The sequence below is a fragment of the Rhizobium sp. 05L429 genome, from assembly GCF_056397645.1.
On record NZ_JBFTNV010000007.1, the window covers coordinates 101372 to 121524 of the forward strand.

Sequence of the window (20153 nt, forward strand, 5' to 3'; positions counted from 1 at the left end):
AACCGCTTGGCACTTTTCTGGAACTGCTCTGAATCGATTGCAGCGCCCTGAGCCGAAGCGAAGGGCCGGGCAACGGCGCGGCTGTTTAAAGCCAACTGTTGCCCGTTCCTTGCATCAAAACTCAGACATCCGTCGTGTCATTACCGGAATCGTCGGAAGAGTCGTCATCATTGTCGTCGTAATCGGCCTGCTGGATATTGTCGTTATTATCCGCCCGGTTATCGTCAGCCTGGCTGTTGTCGCCGTAGTAGTTGTTGACGACGGTCTCCTCGACCGGCGCGTTCTCCCCGCCGAAGGGGTTGGCGCCGCCAAAAGGCGAGCCCCAGCCAAGCGATGACATGTGGTTGCCGAAGATGCCGGAAAGCGAATTTGCAAGCAGCATGCCGCCTGCGACACCGGCTGCCGTGCCGAGAGCGCCGCGCAGGAAGCTGCCACCGGCAGACGGCGCACCGGCCTGCTGCGTCCAGGGGCCGGTAGGCTGTTGCGGCATCTGGCGGGTGTTGTCATAGCCGCGCGATTGTTCATAGCTATCTCTCGGCGCGCCGCCCCACGGGCCGGGAGCGGGCGCCGGCTGCTGCGTCTGCGTGTTGCCGAAGATGGAGCTCAGGAAGCCGCCCTGTTCGGCCTGGCGGCGATCGCCTACACCTGCTTCGAGCTGGCGGACATGCTCTTCGAGTTCCTTGATATGGTTGGCGGCGGCTTCCAGACCCTTTTCCTGAACGATGACCGCTTGCGCCAGATAATAGGTGGCGGAGGGTTGCGCACGGTTCGCTTCTGATATCAGCGCTTCGGCTTCCGGGTCGCGCGGCGTGGCGGCTGCGGTGCGGACGCGATCGAAGAGGGCAGTCAGCAATTGGCGTTCTTCCGGTGACATAGCCTGTCTCCTTAAAGTTCTGCGGCTTCAACGTTCGGCGGGAGGGCCGCGTAAAACTGAGTTAGGAAGCGATTGGGGCATTTCAAAGCCTTGGCGGCTTACATTTCAGTAAGGTCAGACCTCCTTCAGCCAGACGCGCAGAGGCCCCAGAAGTTCGAAGCCCGTGCGCAGCGCCTCGTCCAGATCGTCGCCGCGTTCGTAGCCGACAAGCGGTTCTCCCGGATAGAGCGAGGCAGCCTGCGCAATCAGCCCGCGGCGAATGGCTTCACCGTGCCGGGCCTCTGCAAACAGGTTGGAATGGCCGACGACGCCGGCGTGGTGATTGAGGATGCCGCCGCCGACCGGTTGGCCATGTTTGAAACCAAGCAGGAACGCGATTTCAGGATCGTGCAGCAGTGGCTCGGTAAAGATCTTCTGTGTAGTCGACCCGTTCGCCTTGCCCCATTCCGCCTCCCATCGCGCAAGATCGACAGCGCTTTCCATGCGCTGCCAGGTGAATGGGGACGGCGCCGAGACTGGCGTGCGCATGCCGATCCATTCGGCCTCGAACAGCATCGTGAAACCGAGCGGCGCGAGATCGAGGGTTGCGTAGCTGTCCTTGACTGCCCAGTCGCGCTTGTCACTGTTGATTAGCGTGGCGATCGCTTCTGCTGCTTCGACCTCGGTCTCCGCCAGCGTTACGGCATCGGGATAGAAGGGCGGCGTGCCGCGGCGATGAAACCAAATTGTCGCCGTGAACTCGCCGGGCGAGCCCTGTGCCTTGCAGACGGCGTCGCACCAGAATGCGTTGTTGCGCACGGCTGCGCGTAGCAAGGAGGAGGTCATTTTGTGTTTCTCCCGGTCTTTTCAGAGGATGCGATGATATCGTGCGTTTGTCATAAGAATATCTTCACCGCTTCCTGCTTCCTCTTTTTCCCGCATTGTTTTACGCATTGAGTCGCACTATGTGCGAGGAACCGCATTGGACGTGAGAGAGGTTCGAATGAACGAAGAAGAAGAACAGGACGACAAGACGAAGGAACTGCCGCTCGGCAAGGAAACGGAGGCGAACCTTTTCAAGTCGCGTTCGATCTTCATCTATGGGCCGATCACGCAGGAACTGGCGCAGAAGGTTAGCACTCAGCTTGTTGCGCTTTCAGCCGCCAATGACGAAGATATTCGTATCTATGTGAATTCGCCCGGCGGTCACGTCGAATCCGGCGATTCCATCCACGACATGATCAAGTTCATCAAGCCGAAGGTCTGGATGATCGGGACGGGCTGGGTCGCCTCGGCCGGCGCGCTGATCTATGCCGCGGCTCCGAAGGAACGTCGCATCTGCCTGCCGAACACCCGCTTCCTGCTGCACCAGCCGTCCGGCGGCACGCGGGGCATGGCTTCGGACATCGAAATCCAGGCGCGTGAAATCATCAAGATGAACGAACGTCTGATCAAGATCTTCTCGAAGGCAACCGGCCAGACGGAAGAAAAGATCGCCAAGGACATCGACCGCGATTACTGGCTCTCGGCTGAAGACGCCGTGGCCTACGGTCTCGTTTCGCGCGTGGTCACTTCGCAGAGCGAAATCTGATCTTTCGCTGATACGGCTGTGAATTTACGCCCCGTCTGCCATTGCCGGCGGGGCGTTTTCATATCTGCCCACGTCACGCTGGGTATCAGCATGAAATCCCCACGGAAATTGCCAGCCCAGCGAACATTTCCGGTGGCAATGCGGCTTGCGTGCCTCCCCCTAATGCTGCTCCATGCGCAATCTTCGCAGCCGGGAGTCTCGCATGATCAAAGATTTTTCCGTTCAAAGTCTCTTCATGGGTCTGCTGACGGCTTTCGTGGGATTCACCAGTTCCTTCGCCGTCGTGCTGCATGGGCTACAGGCGGTGGGCGCGACCGATGTGCAGGCCGCTTCAGGGCTGATGGCGCTGTCGATCTCGATGGGGCTTTGCGCCATCGTGCTCTGTGCCGTCACACGCCTGCCGGTCAGTATCGCCTGGTCGACGCCGGGGGCGGCGCTGCTGGCGAGCATCGGCACGATTGATGGCGGTTTCAACGCAGCGGTCGGGGCCTTCATTCTTTGCGGTGCGCTGATCGTCATTGCCGGGCTGTTCAAGCCGCTCGGACGGGCGGTTGCCGCTATTCCCGCACCGCTTGCCAATGCCATGCTTTCGGGCGTGCTGCTCGGTCTGTGTTTTGCTCCGGTCAAGGCAATCGCTTTCAATCCGATGTTCGGTCTGCCGATCATTCTGACATGGATCGTCGTCGGCGCGTTCAAGCGTTTGTGGGCGGTGCCGGCGGCGCTTGTTGCCTTCACACTGGTGCTTGCCTTCGGCGTGGATATTCCCGAGGGCGCCTTGGCGTCGCTCGAGCAGTCGCTGGTGCCTGTTATCGGCATCGTGCACCCGGTCTTCAATCTCGCCGGTTTTGTGTCCATTGCCCTGCCGCTCTTCATCGTGACGATGGCCTCGCAGAACATTCCCGGCATCGCGGTGCTGAAGGTCAATCACTACGATCCGAAGCCAGGCCCGCTGTTTGCCGTGACCGGCGTTTTCTCGCTGCTGGCGGCTCCCTTTGGCGGGCATGCGGTCAATCTGGCGGCAATCACGGCGGCGATGTGCGCCGGGCAGGACGCGCATGCCGATCCCTCGCGGCGCTATTGGGCGGCGCTGATTTCGGGGGTCGGCTACGTCATTCTGGGGCTGCTTGCCGGGGCGGTCACAGCTTTCGTCGCGCTGGCACCGCCGATCCTGATCGAGGCCGTGGCCGGTCTGGCGCTGGTCGGCGCCTTCTCGGGGTCCGCGATGGCCGCCTTTCAGGCGCCTGAAACCCGCGAGGCGGCAGCGATTACCTTCCTTGTCACTGCCTCCGGTGTTTCCTTTGGCGGCATCTCCGGCGCCTTCTGGGGACTGGTTGCCGGCGGGCTGATGCTTGCGCTCTCTCGAATTGTGCAGGTGATGAAAAAATAGGTGAGGGGTTGCCGGAATTTCCGCCGGAGGCTATAAGCGCGGTCATGAAGAGCACGAGCGCACGGATTTCCGAGACGATTGCACGCAGCCGCATGGCATTGCGTGACAATACGCGCGCCCTGACCTCGCTTCTTCTCCTCGGCCTTACGCGCGGTTGCCGGGTCCTTTGAGGAGCGCCCGGCGGCCGAAAGCCCGCCCGGCCATCGCTCCTCGCGACTCACTTTCAAAATTGACCAAACGACCGATCAAAGGTCCGCATTTGCTGTCGCCAAGCCAGATATGATCGGCTAAGACGCGGCAAATGCCGGGACGAGGAGACAAGACAATGGATACGAACACCAGCCGATCCTCCGCAAGCGCTGCTTCCGCCAAGGGCATGCCCGACGCCGGCATGAAGTACCGGCCCTATCCGCAGGTAAACATTCCTGATCGTACCTGGCCGACCAAGACCATTACCAAGGCACCGATCTGGTGCTCCGTCGACCTGCGCGACGGCAATCAGGCGCTCGTCGATCCGATGGGCCATGACCGCAAAGCCCGCATGTTCCAGCTGCTGCTGGAAATGGGCTTCAAGGAAATCGAGATCGGTTTCCCATCCGCCTCGCAGACCGATTTCGATTTTGCCCGCTGGTGCATCGAAGAGGGCAATGTGCCCGACGACGTCTCGCTGCAGGTGCTGGTGCAGTGCCGTCCGGAACTGATCACCCGCACCTTCGAAGCTCTGGAAGGTGCCAACCGCCCGATCGTGCACTTCTATAATTCCACCAGCGAATTGCAGCGTCGCGTGGTGTTCGCCAAGGATGTGCAGGGCATCAAGCAGATCGCCGTCGATGCAGCCAAGATGATCACCGATATGGCAGCCAAGGCTGGCGGCGGTTACCGTTTCGAATATTCGCCCGAGAGCTTCACCGGCACCGAGCTGGATGTGGCGCTGGAAATCTGCAACGCCGTCATCGACGTCGTGAAGCCGACGCCTGACAACAAGCTCATCATCAACCTGCCTTCGACGGTGGAGATGGCGACGCCCAACGTCTATGCCGACCAGATCGAATGGATGTGCCGCAATCTCGACAACCGCGAGAACCTGATCATCTCGCTGCATCCGCATAATGACCGCGGCACCGGTATTGCCGCTGCCGAGCTGGCGCTGCTGGCAGGTGCCGACCGCGTCGAAGGCACGCTCTTCGGCAATGGCGAGCGCACGGGCAATGTCGATGTGGTGACGATGGCGCTCAACATGTTCACGCAGGGCGTCGATCCGGAAATCGACTGCTCCGATATCGAGCGCATCAAGGAAGTGTTCGAGTATTCGAACCAGATGGTGATCGCTGATCGTCATCCCTATGTCGGCGAGCTGGTCTACACGGCCTTCTCCGGCTCGCATCAGGATGCGATCAACAAGGGCATGAAGGCTGCACAGATCGCCAACCATCCGGTATGGGAAGTGCCTTATCTGCCGATCGATCCGCGCGATGTCGGCCGCTCCTACGAGGCGATCATCCGCATCAATTCGCAGTCCGGCAAGGGCGGCATCGCCTATATCCTGCAGCAGGATTACGGGCTCAACCTGCCGCGCAACCTGCAGGTCGAATTCCGCGGAGACATCCAGCGCATTACCGACGAAGAGGGCAAGGAGCTTCCCTCGAAGCGTATCCACGACCGCTTCATCGAGCGCTACGTGACGCAGCCGGGCGCTCGCCTCCGGTTTGTCGACCACCACACCTATCCCGATACCGAGAACAAGGGACAGCGAATCGTGGCGGCCGAGATCACCGACAATGGTGAGATCAAACGCATCGAAGGCCGCGGCAACGGGCCGATCGATGGCTTCATCAATGCGCTGTCGCACTATCTCGGCATCGAAATGTCGGTCGAGGATTATTCGGAGCATTCGCTGCAGCATGGCTCGAATGCCTCGGCCATTTCCTATGTCGAGACATCCTATCCGGGCGGCAAGCTCTTCGGCGCAGGCATCAACACCAATATCGTTGGCGCATCGCTCGAAGCAATCGTGTCGGCCGCCAACCGCGTGCTTGAGGTAAAGGCCGGCAAGGCCTGAGCATTCTGATCAGGCCGCGATCGCCTCGGGGTGACGCGGCCTGACGATGCAATCGGCGAGCTCATCGAGCTCGCCCTGCGCTTCCGCATGGTTCTGTCCCCATTGGCAGAGAGCAAAGAGGATCGGCTCCAAGCCGAGACCGAGTTCTGTTGCCGTATATTCCACCCGCGCAGGCACCTCGGCAAAGATCTCCCGGCGCACGAGGCCGTGTTCCTCCATCTCGCGCAGCTGCTGGATCAGGACCTTCTGGGTGATCTCGGGCATCATGCGCTTGAGCTCCGAAAGCCGTTTGGGGCCGGAGAAGACATGATAGAGGATGACGGGTTTCCAGCGCCCGGAAATGACCTTCAAGGCCCGCTCCACAGGCAGTTTCGGCAGTCTTTTCATGGGCTCGGCCATGGTCACCTCCTGGTGGGTATGGCACTGACATGTGTGTATTTTTATCCGGAAATCGAGTGGTAAAGCCTGTCTCACGCCATCAAAACGTGAGGTCTGTGATGAAAGCCGTTCAGTTCACCCGCTTCGGTCCGCCTGAGGTTCTCGAAATCGTCGAAGTGCCGACGCCGGAGCCGGAAGGCAGCGAAGTGCTGGTGCGTATCCATGCTGCCGGCATCAATTTCTTCGAGGTTTTGATGCGGGCGGATCGTTATGCCGTCACGCCGCCGCTGCCTGCCTTTCCCGGCGTGGAAGTGGCAGGCGTCGTCGAAAGGCTCGGACCTGACGCCGACCCTTCGCTGCAGGGTGCACGTGTCACCGTGCCGCTTTTTGCCATTGGACGCGGCTTCGGCGGTTACGCGGAATTTGTGGCTGTGAACTCGGGCTCGGTGGTGCGACTGCCGGAGAACCTTTCTTTTGCGGATGCGACGGCGTTGATGGTTCAGGGTCTGACGGCCCTGAACATGGTGCGTCGCAGCCCGCCGAAGGGAAAGGTGGTGCTGATCAACGCCGCCGGCGGCGGTGTGGGCTCCCTGCTGGTGCAGCTTGCAAGGTTGGAAGGAGCGAGCATGGTGATCGCGGCTGCCGGCAGCGATGACAAGAGGAAGCTCGCCATCTCTCTCGGTGCCGATATGGCGGTCGATTACACTGGGGAAAACTGGACCGCTTCGGTAAGGGCTGCGACCGCAGGCCAGGGTGCCGATGTCATTTATGAGACCGTTGGCGGCGATATCGCCAGAACTTCGCTGACAGCACTTGCTCCCGCCGGAGAGATGCTGCTTGCGGCCATGGGGCGGTTTTCGTTCGAGCTTTCCGAAATCCGCTCCATGCTTGATGCGAACCAGTCACTGAAAGGCTTTTCGCTCCTGCCGCTGATCTCGGGAGGCAGGTGGAGGGATGATCTCGCGGCTCTCTTCGATCTTGCGGCATCCGGAGCGCTGAGGATCGTGCATGGCGGAAGCTTTTCCCTGAGCCAGGCCGCAGAGGCGCATCGCGCGCTTGAGGAGCGCCGGGTCGGTGGAAAGGTCGTGCTGGTACCTTGACCGTCAGATGGCGGCGGCGATTTCCATGGCGAGCTGGCCGAGCGTGGCTTCGGCCGAGGGGCCGGCCAGCACATAGGAGGTGCCGGCATTGTGCCAGGTCACGAGGCCGATCTCGTCGCGGATCGTTTCCTTGAAGTCTTCCGTTTCCGGCGGCTGCGCATCCTTGCGGAAGCAGATCGAGATGATGTCGCCGTCGGTGTTGGAATAGACGAGCTGACCAACAGGACGGCTATCGCCGAGGATCACGCGGGCGCCCTGGAAGGTCCAGGAGTCGCGAGACAGATCCGGAACGCGGAACGGTACGCCGATTGCCGTCGTCAGCCAGGATGAGATTTCCTCGGACTGCGAGGCCGGCACTTCGACGAGGTGGCGTGGCTGGCGCAGGAGAAGCCGCTGGAAGGCGGTGACGTCACCCAGCCAGTCATTCGTATTGATCTGGGTTGCTGCGACAGGCGCGGTGTCATCCGTATCCGGCGCATTACCGATGAAATAGCCGATGCCGCCGCCGACGACAAAGAGGATAAGGGCCGCGGCAAGCGCCTGGCGACCGCTCGGTGCGAGCTTGAATTGCGGGCGGCTGTTGCGCTGGGCGATCGGTGTCTTCGGCGGCTGCGTGCTCTTGATCGAGCGGACGAGCGCCAGCGGAACCGGCTCCTTCAGCATGTCGTCCAGCTTGCGGCGGCCGAAATCGACGCCGTGGCGGAGCTTATCGTAGATCTTGCGGGCGTTTTCATCGATCACGAGCCGGTTTTCCAGCTCCAGCTTCTGTTCCGGTGTGGTTTCGCCGTCGAGGAGAGCGGCAAGCTGGGCTTCGAGCGGCTGTTTTTTGAAATCGAGCAAATCAGTCAGTACCTGTGGATGGGCGGATTGTGACCGGACAATGCGGCGAAATGGAGTCGTGCCGTCGCAAGCTGGCCGGCAATGCTGCCGATCGCGATGCTCATGATTTCGGCTGTCTGCTGATAGTTGTGCCCTTCCACATCGATCAGCAGGAAGATGCTGGCCACACCCTCAGGCATTTCCACGAGCATGCGGTGCAGAGCATCGGCATCGACGACCGCCGCGCGGTCGCGAATGGCGTCGCGGATATCTGTCACATTGCCTCGTGCGGCTGGCCGCGGCTTGCGCTTGCGGCTGTCATCGGCCCATTGCTGACGGGCCAGTGTGTAAATCCAGCTTTCCAGTCGGCCTTCACCGTTCCACTGATGCCCCCTGGAAATTGCGCGCAGACAGACCGCCTGTACCAGCTCGTCGGCCACAGCCGTCTCTCCCGCGAGCGTGATGGCAAAGCGGCGGAGGCGGGGCAGGAGGCCGACGAGATCACGCCGGATATCGGTGGTGGTGGCGGGTTGGCGCATCGTCTTTCCAAGAAGCATTCACATCGGCCGGCATTCATACTGGCTTTGCATTCGGGCGGCTTCGCGTACGGGCCTCGCCCGGCGGGCGCGAAGCCATCGTAGCTATCCCGGCCATACAGGCGGCTTTATGGAACAAGTCGCCTGTATTTCGCAAGCGCGGGGTTCAATTCATCCATCCCTTCCCAAGGATTTCGTACCATAGCCCGCGCAGCTTGCCTCAATATGTCCTGTGACCGTTCAGGCTCTGGAGAAGAGCGCGATAAGCCCAGGTATTTTCGCCGCCGCGATCGCGGATCTCGACGAGCTGGACGCGGGCGCCCTGGACATCGCCCTGTTCGGCGAGCGCCATGCCCATGTAGGAGCGGGCGAGAATGTAATTCTCATCCTGCTGCAGCGCCTTCTTGTAGTAGGACATGCCGAGTTCCACGCGGCCGGCCTTGCGGTTGGCATAGCCGAGATAATTCAGGATGCGCGGGTCGTTCTGGTTCTGCGCGAGGTTAAGCACCGTGATGGCGTTCTCATACTGGCCGGCATAGGCGAATTCGCGGGCAAACTTATAGAGATCGTCATCGTTGAAGCTCTGCTTCTTCGGATCGACGCATTCCTTCTTCTTGGCATCCCAGACCTTGCCCTTGGTGCAGGTCTTGGTCGTTTGGGTCTTCTGCGGAGGCGAGGTGTCATCGTTCCCGCCACCGACCGCAAAGGCGGATGTGGCAAGCCCGAGAGTGAAGACGGAAACAAGCGAAAGTCTGCACAGGCGATGAAGGGAGGCAGTCATCGGGCGTACTCCGTTTTGAGGCGATGCGGTGACCGGATTGTACGCCGACAGATAAAAATACCAAGAGGCCCGGAGGCCTTTATTGCTGATGTTACGACATCGGCAACCGCTCTTCACAGGTTGGTTCAATGGCTGTCGGAATTGATTCCGCAATTGCCTCTAAAGTCTGAAAATATCTGCACTTTCCGGCATCATGCCGTCGCCCGTGTCGTTTATGCTGAAACGCTCTCCCTTCACCTCCCAGGCGCCCGGAGAACCGGAAATCGAGAAGAGATTATAGGCGGCGCGCGGCTTGATGCCGCCCGGCCCCTGAGACGCCGATGCGATGCCTATGACGGGTACCGGACCTGTCTGGCCGCGCAACCAGTAAAGCGTATTGAGATGGGTATGGCCGTGCAGCACGAGTTCCGCTCCGCCGGTGGACACGACGGCCGCAAAACGGCGAATGCCGATCATGCGTTTGTAGAAAGAGGTTGCGCCGCGGATCGGCGGATGATGGATCATGACGACACGGAAAAGGCCCGCCTCGCCAGCGGCGCGCAGCATGTTGACCGTATCGCGGGCCTGCCGCGCACCGAAGAAGCCCGACGCGGCGAAGGGCGGGGTTGCGACGGCGGTGGAGCAGCCGACGATCGCGACCTTGTCGCGGATGCGCAGATAAGGGAAAATGTGCCGGCCTTCTTCCCATTCCGGCGGGGCGAGGTCGCCGCGCACATAGTCATACCAGGCGCGCATCGATTTCTCGTAGGAGCCCGGCACATAGGCGTCATGGTTGCCTGGAACGACCGAGGTGGCGGCGGGATCGCCGAGTTCGCGCAGCCAGGCTGCGGCGGAGCGGATCTCGATGCCACTCGCCAGATTGACGAGGTCGCCGGTCACCGCAAGATGGTCGGCCTTATGGGTGCGGATGTCGTCCAGCAGCAGATCGAGCGTGCTGCCGAAAAGATGCTTGCGCCGGTTGCGGTGCCAGTTCACAAAGCCCGTAATGCGTTTCGAGAAAAGCTCGTGAATGGAAAGGCGGGGCAGGGGTCCGAGATGGATGTCAGAGATATGCGCGAGCTTGAACATGCAACGACACATAGACCAGCTTATTTACAATTCAAACACATCCCGGCGATGCGAGCCTGAAAGAAACCATGGCAGACAAACAAAAATGGCCGCTTCACATGAAAGTGTTGTTGAGGTTGCTGCACGTGTATTTTTCCTTCGTGCGCGGCATGACGATGGGAGTGCGTGCGGCCTGTTTCGACGAGCAGGGCCGCCTCTTTCTCGTTCGTCACGGCTACACCGGCGGCTGGCACATGCCGGGCGGCGGGCTGGAGCGCGACGAGACGGCAGAAGAGGCGCTGATCAAGGAATTGCGGGAGGAAGGCAACCTCAAGATCGTGGGCAAGCCGAAGCTCTTTCACGTCTATTTCAATACCAGCATCACCCGGCGCGACCATGTGGTCTTCTACCGTGCCACAGTGGAGCAGACCGCGCCGCGGCCGCCGGACTGGGAGATTGCCGAAAGCGGCTTCTTCGAGATCGATAATCTGCCCGAGGAGACGACCGAGGCGACGCTACGAAGGCTCGCCGAACTCCGCGGCGAGGCGGAGCCGGCGCATTACTGGTGAGATTCAGGCTGCGGCTGCGAGCCTGTCGCGGCCGTGCGGCCGATCGAGATCGAGTGCAGGTCCGACGGGTACGATGCCGGTCGGGTTGATGGTCTTGTGGCTGCGGTAGTAGTGTTCCTTGATGTGGCGCAGGTTCACCGTCTCAGCGACACCGGGAGTCTGATAAAGGTCACGCAGATAACCCGACAGGTTTTGGTAGTCCTCGATGCGACGGATGTTGCACTTGAAGTGGCCGACATAAACAGGGTCGAAACGCACAAGCGTCGTGAAGAGCCGCCAGTCGGCTTCGGTCTGGCGATCGCCGAAAAGGTAGCGGCCCTTGCCAAGACGTTCGTCGAGCTTATCCAGCGTTTCGAAGAGCTTGACGACATTCTCTTCATAAGCCGCTTGCGTGGTGGCAAAGCCCGCCTTGTAGACGCCGTTGTTGACGGTGTCATAGACGATGTCGTTCAGCGCATCGATATCGCTCCGCAGGTCTTCCGGATAATAATCCGCCGTCGAGCCCGTCAGATGATTGAAGGCGCTGTTGAACATGCGGATGATTTCAGCCGACTCGTTGTTGACGATCGTGCCGGTCTTGATGTCCCAGAGAACAGGCACGGTGACACGGCCGGAATAGTGCGGATCGGCCTTCACGTAGACTTCCCATAGTGCCTTGGAGCCGAAGAGCTGGTCGCCAGTGGCACCATCGCCGACCTTGAACTCCCAGCCGTTTTCCACCATCAGCGGGTCGACGACCGAGACGGAAATCAGATCTTCGAGTTTCTTCAGCTTGCGGAAGATCAGCGTGCGGTGCGCCCAGGGACAGGCGAGGGAGACATAGAGGTGATAGCGGCCGGCCTCGGCCTTGAAGCCGCCCTTGCCGCTGGGGCCGGCTTCGCCTGTTGCCGTGATCCAGTTGCGGAACTGCGAGGGCTGACGCTTGAAATGGCCCTTCGTTTCCTTCGTGTCGTACCAGACGTCACGCCAGACGCCGTCTACCAGCATGCCCATGAGCTTACCTCTGAAATTGTTTGTTACGAGATAGATATCGCAGTATGCCGCTTTTTGCAGGCGGCAAAGATTGAACACTGCGTCTCAGTCGTCCGGCTTCTGCCCGAATTTTTGCAATGGACGCCGAAATTTTTTCCTGCTATCCGCCTTCCTCACAAATTTCTGGAATCCTGCTTGATGTCTATTCCCAGAGGCCTGCGACGACGCTGATGCTCCCGAACGCCTGACGGCGTGTTCGCGAACCCATATATCTGCGTCTATACGGTCTCTGTTTCCATGCTCATGTACAAGCACGATCTCGTCTACCTCACCGAGGATGCGTCTCACGACGCGGCTATCGAACTCATCAACGAAGAAGCATTCGGTCCCGGCCGGCATACGCGTGCCGCCGCGCGCATCCGCGAACAGGGGCCGCATGACCTGTCGCTCTCCTTCATCTGTGCCGATGACGGGGAGACGATCGCTTCGGTGCGCATGACGCCGGTTCTGGCGGGAACAGTGAAGGGCCATCTGCTCGGACCGCTTGCGGTGCGGCCCTCGCACAAGAGCAAGGGTATCGGCCGGGAACTGGTGCGTATCGCGGTCGAGGCTGCCAAACGAAAGGGTTCGGAGGCCGTCATCCTCGTCGGCGACCCACCCTATTACGGTCCGCTCGGTTTCGAGAAGGTTGCTTACGGCGCGCTGACTTTTCCGGGTCCAGTCGATCCGGGCCGTGTACTCGTCGTCCCGATCGCTGAAGACACGCATGCGCGGCTGAAGGGGACGATCGCCTGGCGGGTATAATCAGAGCAGCTTCTTGAGAAACGTCCGGGTGCGACCCTCTGGAAAATCCGGCAGTTCACCGAAGATCTCATAGCCCTGGCGCTGGTAAGCGCTGAGGGCATGCGGATTGAAGGTATCGATCCACGCGCCGCGGCAGCCGCGGGCGGCGGCTTCCTCTTCCGCCTTCGCGAGAATCTTGCCGGCCAAGCCGCCGCCACGCAGCGTATCGGGAATGTAGAGCATCTGCACGAAGAGCCAGCCCCAGGCGGTGAAACCGGACAGGCCGCCCGAAACCTTTCCATCGGTGTCACGGATGAGAATGGCAAGCGTTTGCCGTCCGGACGGGCCGACATCCTCTTTGTTGAAGGCCGTCAGCCCATCGGAAATGACGGCGAGCTCTTCCGGCGAAGGGGAGGCGGTGAGCTCGAATTCCGGCACAGCTAACGTCCTTCACGCCACCACATGGCGCCAAAGGCGAGAAGCAGGATGCCGACACCGGCAAATCCCGCAAAGAGCGGCAGGGTGTTGATGCCCTTCAGCACGGTCTCGTTGGTCATGCGGATCTGCATCCGGTCATTGTCGGTCACGCGCACCTGGCCGCGCACCGGCAGGATCGGCGGGACGGAGATGGCGCCGGCATTGTTGACGACGCGGGTGACCAGGCCGCGGCTCTTGTCGGTGATCGGCTTCAGCGCCGCGGTCGTCGAGATCATCGCCTTGAATTCCGGCGCATCGACGGCGCCGACATGGGCGAGCGTCGTCAGATCGCCGTTGCGGATTTCGAAGAGGCCAATTTCGTCCATGCGCTTTTCGGCCTTATAGAGGCCAGGCTCGGTCTGCGTCAGCGGCAGGTTCTCGGTCCTGCCGGAGGGGTAACGTACGATCGCGTCTCCCGGCGCATCGCCGATCGTCTGGCGGGTAATCTCCAGCGTACGTCCGGAGGTGCGCGCCGTCAGAGCCTCTTCTTCCAGCGCCGGTTCCTTCATCAGCCAGTGGGCGATGCGGCGATAGAGCGAGACGTGCGGACCCCCCCCTTCGAAGCCACGCGCCCAGAGCCAGCCCTGATCGGAGAGCAGCATGGCGACACGGCCCTGGCCGGCGCGGTTGAGGACCAGCAGCGGATGGTTATCGGCGCCGACCATGACGGTCTGGCCCTGCGGCCGGTCGACATCGACGCTGCGGAACCAGCGGCCCCAATGCGGAGGCTCATCGCCGGAACCATCAAGCCCGCGGGTGACTGGATGCTTGCGGCCCTGCTCGGACAAGCGGGGATAGAAGGCCTGCTCGATCATCCGGCCGGTCGGCTCGGCCGGCAGCACGGAGGCGAGCGGCGTCATGGCGATCGACTCGGGGCTGGCATGTTCCGGACCGGCGGCAATCAGCAGCGCGCCGCCATTTTCCACGTATTGGGCGATATTGTCGTAATAAAGCATCGGCAGCACATTGGCGCGATCCTGATATCGATCGAAGATGATCAGGTCGAAATCCTTGATCTTGTCGACGAACAGCTCGCGCGTCGGAAAGGCGATCAGCGACAGCTCGTTGATCGGCGTGCCGTCCTGTTTTTCCGGCGGTCGCAGAATGGTGAAGTGTACGAGGTCGACGGAGGCATCGGACTTCAGCAGATTGCGCCATGCACGCTCGCCTGCATGCGGTTCGCCCGAGACGAGAAGGACACGCAGGTTCTGGCGGATGCCGTCGATGATGTGTACGGCGCGGTTATTGGCATCCGTGACCTCACCGGGAATGCCGGCAACGGAGAATTCCAGAACATTTGCGCCGCCGCGCGTCACCTTGAAGGAGAAGGGCGTATCCTGGCCGGGTGTCGCCTGCAGCGTGGCGATCTCGTCGCCGTTGAGGCGCACGGTCACATTGGCCACGCCGCCGGGGCTTGGGCCGTCGTCGAAGACGCGCAGCACGAGCTGCTGCTCCTCGTTGACGATGCCGAAGCGGGGCGCCTTGATCACCTCGATACGGCGGTCGAATTCGTTCGGCTTGCCGGTGATCAGGCCATGGATTGGTGCGTCAAAGCCGAGCGCTTGGTTGACGCCGGGCACATCATGCACTTCGCCATCCGTCAGCATGATCGCGCCGCCGACGCGCGAAGGCGGCACATCGGCGATCGAAGCCGATAGCGCATCGAAGAGGCGGGTGGACGGCACGTCGGAATTGCGGTCTTCGTTCACATCGACAAAGCGGGGCTCGATCTGGGGAAAGCGGGCGAGCTGCGTTTTCAGCGATGCAAGCGCATCATCGGTCATCGTCATGCGATCAGCTGTCTGCTGGCTCTGACTGCGGTCCACGATAACGGGGACGATGGTCGAAAGCTGGTCGCGGTCTTCCTGCAGCAATACCGGATTAGCAAGTGCTGCAAGCAGGGCAAGTGCCGCAAGCGCGCGGATCCATGCGCCGCGAATGCCGCGCCAGATCGCGAAGACGGCGATCACGAGGACAATGCCGGTCAATACCGCCAGAAGCGGCCAGGGCAGGAAGGGCGAATAATCGAGCGTCATGTCACTGCCCCAGACGTTCGAGCAGGTCGGGCACGTGGACCTGGTCTGTCTTGTAGTTGCCGGTCAGCATGTACATCATGATGTTGACGCCGGAGCGGAAGGCATATTCTCGCTGCGTCTCCTCCGGCGGCACGGTGGGCAGCAGTGGCGTGTCATTATCATCAACGGCCCATGCGCCGGCAAAATCGTTTGCGGTAATCAAGATCGGCGAGACGCCGTCTGCGGCGGCGGCCGGCTTGTTGCCGTTGCTCTGTCCGCCCTGCCGTGCCTCGATCCAGAGCGGGCTGCCGGCATAACGGCCGGGGAAGCTCGACAGCAGATAGAAGGACTTGGTCAGCACATGGTCGTGCGGGACGGGCTCAAGCGGCGGAATATCCAGATTGGCAAGGATCTGCTGCAGGCGCTGGCCATTGGCGGTCGTGTCGCTGGCGCCTTCGAGCGAGTCGATCTGATCGCGCGTATCGAAAAGAACGGTGCCGCCATTGCGCATATAGGCGTCGATGCGGCTGATGGCGGCGTTGGAGGGCATCGGCGCAGTCGCCGAAATCGGCCAGTAGATGATCGGGTAGAAGGCAAGCTCGTCCTTGTTGAGGTCGAGGCCGACGGGCGGAGCAGGCTCCAGCGTTGTGCGGTATGTCAGAAAACTCGTGAGACCATGGAGCCCCTGTTCGGAAATATTGTCCACGTCCTGCTCGCCGGTCACAACATAGGCGAGATGGGTATTGTCCAGCCGTTGCATGACAACGTCGTCGCCCGGCTGTGTATCATTGGCATGCAGGATGTCCGGATGCAGCATGAGACCAGCCGAGAGCGCAATGGCGATCGTTGCGGCAGCGCGGGCGCGCGGGCGCAGGCGTGAAAAGGCGCCGTTCATGAAGAGCACGATCAGACTATCGGCCACAAGCAGCAGGAAGGCGATGAAGAAGAGCAGGGGCTTGGCCGACCAGCTTTCACCGCCGACCAGGCCGGCGCGCACGACATTGACGCCATCAATGTCGAGCGGTTTCAGCTCGGCATTGTTTGGCAGGACGTTCAGCGCCGCGAAGCCATCCTCCGAGCCGTAGAGGCCCGGTGGATTGTCGAAGTTGGCAACGGGGGCCGCCTTGGGATTCGGGATCAGCGGACGGGCATTGCCGGTTTCGGTGACCAGGATGCCCTTGGCGGTCAGCATGCGGAAGGGCGGCAGGGTTTCGGCAACGCGCGCACTGCCTGATGATTCCGAGGTTACCCCGCCGGAGCGCGAGATCTGGATAAGGTGGCGCAGCATTTCGACGAAGGTGCCAGAAATCGGCAGGTTCGACCAGGTCGCCTCGGCGCTGACATGGAAGAGCACGATCTGGCCGGCACTGATGCGGTTCATGGTGACCAGCGGCGTGCCATCGGCAAGACTTGCCCATGTGCGCTCGGCAAGATCCGGCGTCGGCTCTGCCAGCACCTGGCGGTTGACCGTTACGTCGGTCGGACGCGGTATTCCGGCGAACGGACTGAAACTGGGGAATTCGGCGAGCGCTTGCGGTTCGCTCCAGGACAGGCTGCCGCCAAGCGCGCGTTCGCCCTGGCGCAGGGTGACCGGGATCAGCGGATCTTCAGCGGGTGCCGCGGCAAGGCGCGGGCCAGCGAAACGCAGCAGCATGCCGCCATTCGATATCCAGCGCTGCAAGGGAGCGTAGGTATCTTCCGGCAGGCGGCCGATATCGGCCAGGATGATGACGGAGGGATTGTTGGCAAGCAGTTTCGGAATGGCGACCGACAGGTCGGAATCGGTCGGCCGGACCAGATCGGCATAGGGCTCCAGCGCACGCTGGATGTAATAGAGCGGCGAGAGCAGTGGCTGGAATTCGTCGCCCCCTTCACCTGACAGCAGCACGACCCTGCGGCGCTTGAAGGCGTCATCAAGCAGATGCACCGCGCCTGCAGTGGCGCCGGTATTGATGCTGACGCGGGCAAAGTCGTTACGCATCTCGAAGGGAGCTGAGATGCCGGCATTGATAGAGGTCTGGCCGGGGGCGAAGTCGGCCCTGCCGCTGGCGATCACGCGGCCCTGCGCATCCTGCGCGTTGAGGGGGAGGGATGCCGCGCCACCTGGGCTGAGGCGCGTTACCTTCACGGTCATCGCGTCGGCCGTGTTGGTGGCGCCTGATATCGCGACGGTGTCGGCCGTATTACCCTCGATGACGCGCAGTTCGGCGGGCTGGAGGTCGGACAGCTGACGGACGGTGGTATCATTGTCGCCGCTTGCCGCACCATCGGTGAGGAAGGCAAGCGTGCCGGGATGCGTGCCATTGAGGGCCGCACGCAACGCTTCGAAAGCCCGCTGGCGATCCGGCACGAGCGGCTTCGGCTCGGCGGCGCGCAGTTTCTCGCGGGCAGCCGAGGCCGTGCCGGGCGTCGCGTCATTGGTCGGGTCGGCGGTGAAAGCGATGGAGACGACAGCGCCTGCAGACTCTGCATCGTCGATCAGCGCATCGGCCGTCTGGACGCGACGTTCCCAATCGGGCGCCGAAGCCCAGCTATTGTCGACGAAGAGGACGAGGGGACCGCCTGACGCGAGCGAGCCGGTGCGCGGATTGAAGACCGGATCGGCGATCGCGAAAATGATGGCGGCTGCCAGCAGCATGCGCAGCAGCGTGAGCCACCAAGGGCTCTGGGCCGGTGTTTCCTCGCGCTTCAGCACCGTCGCAAGGATTTTCAGCGGTGGGAAAACCTCTGCCTGTGGGCGCGGCGGGGTCAACCGCAGCAGCCACCAGATGACGGGAAGGGCAATCAGCGCGCCAAGGATGGCGGGATAGGCGAAGGCGAATGGAAGCGCGCTCAAAGCTGTCCTCCATGCGTTGCCTTTGCCGGCATGCCTGAAAGATACATATGGACTGCAACCAGCGCTTCGGACGCCAGATGATCGGTGCGGTGGCTGACGAAGGTCCAGCCGAGATGGCGCAGCGACAGGCCGAGATTTTCGCGTCGGGCGAGATAGGCGTTGCGATAGGCCTCACGCACATTCTCGGCCCGGCCGGAGGTTAGCCTTTCGCCGGTTTCCGGATCGGTGAATTCGGTGCGGCCGTTATAGGGGAATATTTCCTCGGCAGGATCGGCAATTTCCACCACGTGCCCACGCAGGCCGCGGCGGGCAAGCGGGCCGAGGCGGGCCATGATGGCAGGTGCATCATCGAGGAAATCGCCGATGAGGATGAGGTCGCTCCAGCCGCGCACCATCAGGGTTTCCGGCAGGCCGCCGGTCAATGGCGTGTGCATCAGGGCCGTTGCGAGCCTTTCGGCCGCATTGCGGGCGGATATAGGCTCCATTATGCCGGGGCAGCCGATGCGCTCGCCGGAGCGGGCGAGGATCTCTGCAAGTGCCAGCATGATGACCAGCGCACGGCTTTCCTTGGAAACGCTCCCGTAGCTCGACTTGTACATCATCGAGGGCGACATGTCGGCCCAGAGCCAGATCGTGTGGGCGGCTTCCCATTCGCGGTCGCGCACATAGGTATGATCATCACGGGCGGAGCGGCGCCAGTCGATGCGTGAGAGGCTTTCGCCGTCGCTGTAGGGGCGGAACTGCCAGAAATTCTCGCCGATGCCGCGTTTGCGACGGCCGTGCCAGCCGGCGATCACGGTGTTGGCGATACGCTTGGCTTCGACCAGGCAATCCGGCACCAGAGCGGCCCGCTGCCTGGCGCGGGAAAGGGCATCGCTGCCAGGTGTCGGATTGACGATCTGTCCGATGGATGCCACGCGCAGCGCTTCCTTATCCCTTTGCCTGTTTGACCAGCCCGGCGATGACGTCACGCACCGACATGCCCTCGGCGCGGGCGGCGAAGGTCAGCGCCATGCGGTGCTCGAGCACCGGCTCGGCCAAGGCGTAGATATCGTCGAGCGACGGTGCCAGGCGGCCTTCGTAGAGTGCGCGGGCGCGGGCGCAAAGCATCATTGCCTGACCGGCGCGCGGGCCGGGACCCCAGGCGACATGCTTGTCGGTGGAGGCATTGCCCTGGCCCGGACGGGCGGAGCGCACCAGCGAAAGGATGGCGTCGACGACAGTGTCGCTGACCGGCATCTGCCGCACCAGCGTCTGGATTTCGACGAGACGCGCGGCATTGATGACTGGTTCTGGCTTGGCTTCGGTCAAGCCGGTTGTTTCAAGCAGGATTTGTCGTTCGGCCGCAAGCTCGGGATAGTTGACATCGACCTGCAGCAGAAAGCGGTCGAGTTGGGCCTCGGGAAGGGGATAGGTGCCTTCCTGTTCCAACGGGTTCTGCGTTGCCAGGACATGGAACGGCGAGGGCAGGTCATAACGCTGGCCGGCGATCGTGATATGATATTCCTGCATGGCCTGCAGCAGAGCCGACTGGGTACGCGGAGACGCGCGGTTGATTTCGTCGGCCATTAGAAGCTGAGCAAAGACCGGCCCCTTGACGAAGCGGAAGGAGCGGCGGCCGCTCTCGTCCTGGTCCATCACTTCGGAACCGAGGATATCTGATGGCATAAGGTCGGGCGTGAACTGAATGCGGTTTGCGGCAAGGCCGAGGACTTCGCCGAGCGTCGTCACGAGCCTCGTCTTGGCAAGGCCTGGAACACCGACGAGAAGGGCATGACCACCGGAGAGAACGGCGAGAAGCGTGTTTTCAACGACGCTTTCCTGACCGAAGATAACCTTGGAAACTTCCGCGCGGATGGCGGCGATGTCGGATAGCGCTCTTTCGGCGGCGGCAACAATCGCCTGTTCATCGAGGCTGGCTTCGGTCTTGATCATACCCACGGGCATCTC

Annotated in this window: 19 protein-coding genes and 1 pseudogene; 7 read left to right on the forward strand and 13 right to left on the reverse strand. The window is 61.7% G+C overall.

The genetic code is table 11. The features are described from left to right. Nucleotides 1-121: 121 nt before the first annotated feature. Nucleotides 122-874 carry a DUF2076 domain-containing protein gene (locus AC1DNW_RS09405; protein ID WP_113308789.1) on the reverse strand — a complete coding sequence of 251 codons (753 nt, stop codon included), beginning with the start codon at nt 872-874 and terminating at the stop codon, nt 122-124. A 114-nt stretch (nt 875-988) separates the two neighbouring features. Continuing rightward, complete coding sequence (locus tag AC1DNW_RS09410) at nt 989-1699, reverse strand: hypothetical protein (protein ID WP_113308790.1); 711 nt, start codon at nt 1697-1699, stop codon at nt 989-991. A 157-nt stretch (nt 1700-1856) separates the two neighbouring features. On the opposite strand from AC1DNW_RS09410, the gene AC1DNW_RS09415 reads away from it, so the two are divergent. The 4 genes from AC1DNW_RS09415 to leuA all read left to right on the forward strand — a co-directional run bounded on the left by AC1DNW_RS09415 (nt 1857) and on the right by leuA (nt 5890). Further along, on the forward strand, nt 1857-2444 hold the full coding sequence (locus tag AC1DNW_RS09415; protein WP_113297537.1) for an ATP-dependent Clp protease proteolytic subunit: 588 nt from the start codon (nt 1857-1859) through the stop codon (nt 2442-2444). 202 nt (nt 2445-2646) lie between these two features. Then, complete coding sequence (locus AC1DNW_RS09420) at nt 2647-3831, forward strand: benzoate/H(+) symporter BenE family transporter (RefSeq protein WP_477852506.1); 1185 nt, start codon at nt 2647-2649, stop codon at nt 3829-3831. 44 nt (nt 3832-3875) lie between these two features. Further along, nucleotides 3876-4001 (forward strand): hypothetical protein, encoded by a 126-nt coding sequence (locus AC1DNW_RS09425; RefSeq protein ID WP_477852508.1) that lies wholly within the window; start codon nt 3876-3878, stop codon nt 3999-4001. A gap of 155 nt (nt 4002-4156) precedes the next feature. Then, on the forward strand, nt 4157-5890 hold the full coding sequence (gene leuA / locus AC1DNW_RS09430) for a 2-isopropylmalate synthase (RefSeq protein WP_113297539.1): 1734 nt from the start codon (nt 4157-4159) through the stop codon (nt 5888-5890). A 9-nt stretch (nt 5891-5899) separates the two neighbouring features. Here leuA and AC1DNW_RS09435 read toward each other — a convergent pair whose 3' ends face one another. After that, nucleotides 5900-6289, reverse strand: coding sequence for a winged helix-turn-helix transcriptional regulator (locus AC1DNW_RS09435; protein ID WP_113297540.1), 390 nt, complete (start codon nt 6287-6289; stop codon nt 5900-5902). Between the two features lie 98 nt (nt 6290-6387). Between AC1DNW_RS09435 and AC1DNW_RS09440 the strand changes: the two genes are divergently transcribed. Continuing rightward, nucleotides 6388-7368, forward strand: coding sequence for a zinc-binding dehydrogenase (locus AC1DNW_RS09440; protein ID WP_113308792.1), 981 nt, complete (start codon nt 6388-6390; stop codon nt 7366-7368). A gap of 3 nt (nt 7369-7371) precedes the next feature. Here AC1DNW_RS09440 and AC1DNW_RS09445 read toward each other — a convergent pair whose 3' ends face one another. The 4 genes from AC1DNW_RS09445 to AC1DNW_RS09460 all read right to left on the reverse strand — a co-directional run bounded on the left by AC1DNW_RS09445 (nt 7372) and on the right by AC1DNW_RS09460 (nt 10572). Further along, nucleotides 7372-8208 carry an anti-sigma factor family protein gene (locus AC1DNW_RS09445; protein ID WP_113308793.1) on the reverse strand — a complete coding sequence of 279 codons (837 nt, stop codon included), beginning with the start codon at nt 8206-8208 and terminating at the stop codon, nt 7372-7374. Nucleotides 8209-8213: 5 nt separating this feature from the next. Further along, entirely contained in the window at nt 8214-8726 is a 513-nt protein-coding gene (locus tag AC1DNW_RS09450) for an RNA polymerase sigma factor (RefSeq protein ID WP_113308794.1), read from the reverse strand. Nucleotides 8727-8943: 217 nt separating this feature from the next. After that, the gene (locus AC1DNW_RS09455) at nt 8944-9504 is read right to left on the reverse strand and encodes a tetratricopeptide repeat protein (protein ID WP_113308795.1); all 561 of its coding nucleotides are present in this window, start codon (nt 9502-9504) and stop codon (nt 8944-8946) included. A 159-nt stretch (nt 9505-9663) separates the two neighbouring features. After that, a complete protein-coding gene (locus AC1DNW_RS09460) occupies nt 9664-10572 on the reverse strand; it encodes a metallophosphoesterase family protein (RefSeq protein ID WP_113297545.1) in 909 nt (302 codons plus the stop codon). Nucleotides 10573-10640: 68 nt separating this feature from the next. On the opposite strand from AC1DNW_RS09460, the gene AC1DNW_RS09465 reads away from it, so the two are divergent. Then, nucleotides 10641-11120 carry an NUDIX domain-containing protein gene (locus AC1DNW_RS09465; protein ID WP_113297546.1) on the forward strand — a complete coding sequence of 160 codons (480 nt, stop codon included), beginning with the start codon at nt 10641-10643 and terminating at the stop codon, nt 11118-11120. 3 nt (nt 11121-11123) lie between these two features. On the opposite strand, the gene AC1DNW_RS09470 is transcribed toward AC1DNW_RS09465, so the two are convergent. Continuing rightward, complete coding sequence (locus AC1DNW_RS09470; protein ID WP_113308854.1) at nt 11124-12113, reverse strand: glutathione S-transferase family protein; 990 nt, start codon at nt 12111-12113, stop codon at nt 11124-11126. A gap of 209 nt (nt 12114-12322) precedes the next feature. Between AC1DNW_RS09470 and AC1DNW_RS09475 the strand changes: the two are divergent. After that, a pseudogene (locus AC1DNW_RS09475) lies at nt 12323-12896 on the forward strand (GNAT family N-acetyltransferase). Here AC1DNW_RS09475 and AC1DNW_RS09480 read toward each other — a convergent pair. Genes AC1DNW_RS09480 through AC1DNW_RS09500 form a run of 5 tightly spaced genes read right to left on the reverse strand, consistent with a single transcriptional unit; the run spans nt 12897 to nt 20144 of the window. Continuing rightward, nucleotides 12897-13313: a GNAT family N-acetyltransferase gene (locus tag AC1DNW_RS09480; RefSeq protein WP_113308796.1), complete on the reverse strand. Its 417-nt coding sequence runs from the start codon at nt 13311-13313 to the stop codon at nt 12897-12899. 2 nt (nt 13314-13315) lie between these two features. Next, complete coding sequence (locus AC1DNW_RS09485; RefSeq protein WP_113308797.1) at nt 13316-15388, reverse strand: hypothetical protein; 2073 nt, start codon at nt 15386-15388, stop codon at nt 13316-13318. A gap of 1 nt (nt 15389) precedes the next feature. Further along, nucleotides 15390-18203, reverse strand: coding sequence for a DUF4159 domain-containing protein (locus AC1DNW_RS09490; RefSeq protein ID WP_113308798.1), 2814 nt, complete (start codon nt 18201-18203; stop codon nt 15390-15392). Continuing rightward, a complete protein-coding gene (locus AC1DNW_RS09495) occupies nt 18200-19120 on the reverse strand; it encodes a DUF58 domain-containing protein (RefSeq protein ID WP_113308799.1) in 921 nt (306 codons plus the stop codon). Before AC1DNW_RS09495 ends, AC1DNW_RS09490 begins: the two co-directional genes overlap by 4 nt. A 13-nt stretch (nt 19121-19133) precedes the next feature. Further along, nucleotides 19134-20144 (reverse strand): AAA family ATPase, encoded by a 1011-nt coding sequence (locus tag AC1DNW_RS09500; RefSeq protein ID WP_113308800.1) that lies wholly within the window; start codon nt 20142-20144, stop codon nt 19134-19136. Nucleotides 20145-20153: the final 9 nt, after the last annotated feature.

Coding starts and splice junctions, on each gene's coding strand:
- AC1DNW_RS09415 (WP_113297537.1), top strand. CDS start 1,857: ATGAACGAAGAAGAAGAACAGGACGACAAGACGAAGGAACTGCCGCTC.
- AC1DNW_RS09470 (WP_113308854.1), bottom strand. CDS start 12,113: ATGGGCATGCTGGTAGACGGCGTCTGGCGTGACGTCTGGTACGACACG.
- AC1DNW_RS09420 (WP_477852506.1), top strand. CDS start 2,647: ATGATCAAAGATTTTTCCGTTCAAAGTCTCTTCATGGGTCTGCTGACG.
- AC1DNW_RS09465 (WP_113297546.1), top strand. CDS start 10,641: ATGGCAGACAAACAAAAATGGCCGCTTCACATGAAAGTGTTGTTGAGG.
- AC1DNW_RS09440 (WP_113308792.1), top strand. CDS start 6,388: ATGAAAGCCGTTCAGTTCACCCGCTTCGGTCCGCCTGAGGTTCTCGAA.
- AC1DNW_RS09405 (WP_113308789.1), bottom strand. CDS start 874: ATGTCACCGGAAGAACGCCAATTGCTGACTGCCCTCTTCGATCGCGTC.
- AC1DNW_RS09460 (WP_113297545.1), bottom strand. CDS start 10,572: ATGTTCAAGCTCGCGCATATCTCTGACATCCATCTCGGACCCCTGCCC.
- AC1DNW_RS09425 (WP_477852508.1), top strand. CDS start 3,876: ATGAAGAGCACGAGCGCACGGATTTCCGAGACGATTGCACGCAGCCGC.
- AC1DNW_RS09450 (WP_113308794.1), bottom strand. CDS start 8,726: ATGCGCCAACCCGCCACCACCACCGATATCCGGCGTGATCTCGTCGGC.
- AC1DNW_RS09455 (WP_113308795.1), bottom strand. CDS start 9,504: ATGACTGCCTCCCTTCATCGCCTGTGCAGACTTTCGCTTGTTTCCGTC.
- AC1DNW_RS09410 (WP_113308790.1), bottom strand. CDS start 1,699: ATGACCTCCTCCTTGCTACGCGCAGCCGTGCGCAACAACGCATTCTGG.
- leuA (WP_113297539.1), top strand. CDS start 4,157: ATGGATACGAACACCAGCCGATCCTCCGCAAGCGCTGCTTCCGCCAAG.
- AC1DNW_RS09435 (WP_113297540.1), bottom strand. CDS start 6,289: ATGGCCGAGCCCATGAAAAGACTGCCGAAACTGCCTGTGGAGCGGGCC.
- AC1DNW_RS09485 (WP_113308797.1), bottom strand. CDS start 15,388: ATGACGCTCGATTATTCGCCCTTCCTGCCCTGGCCGCTTCTGGCGGTA.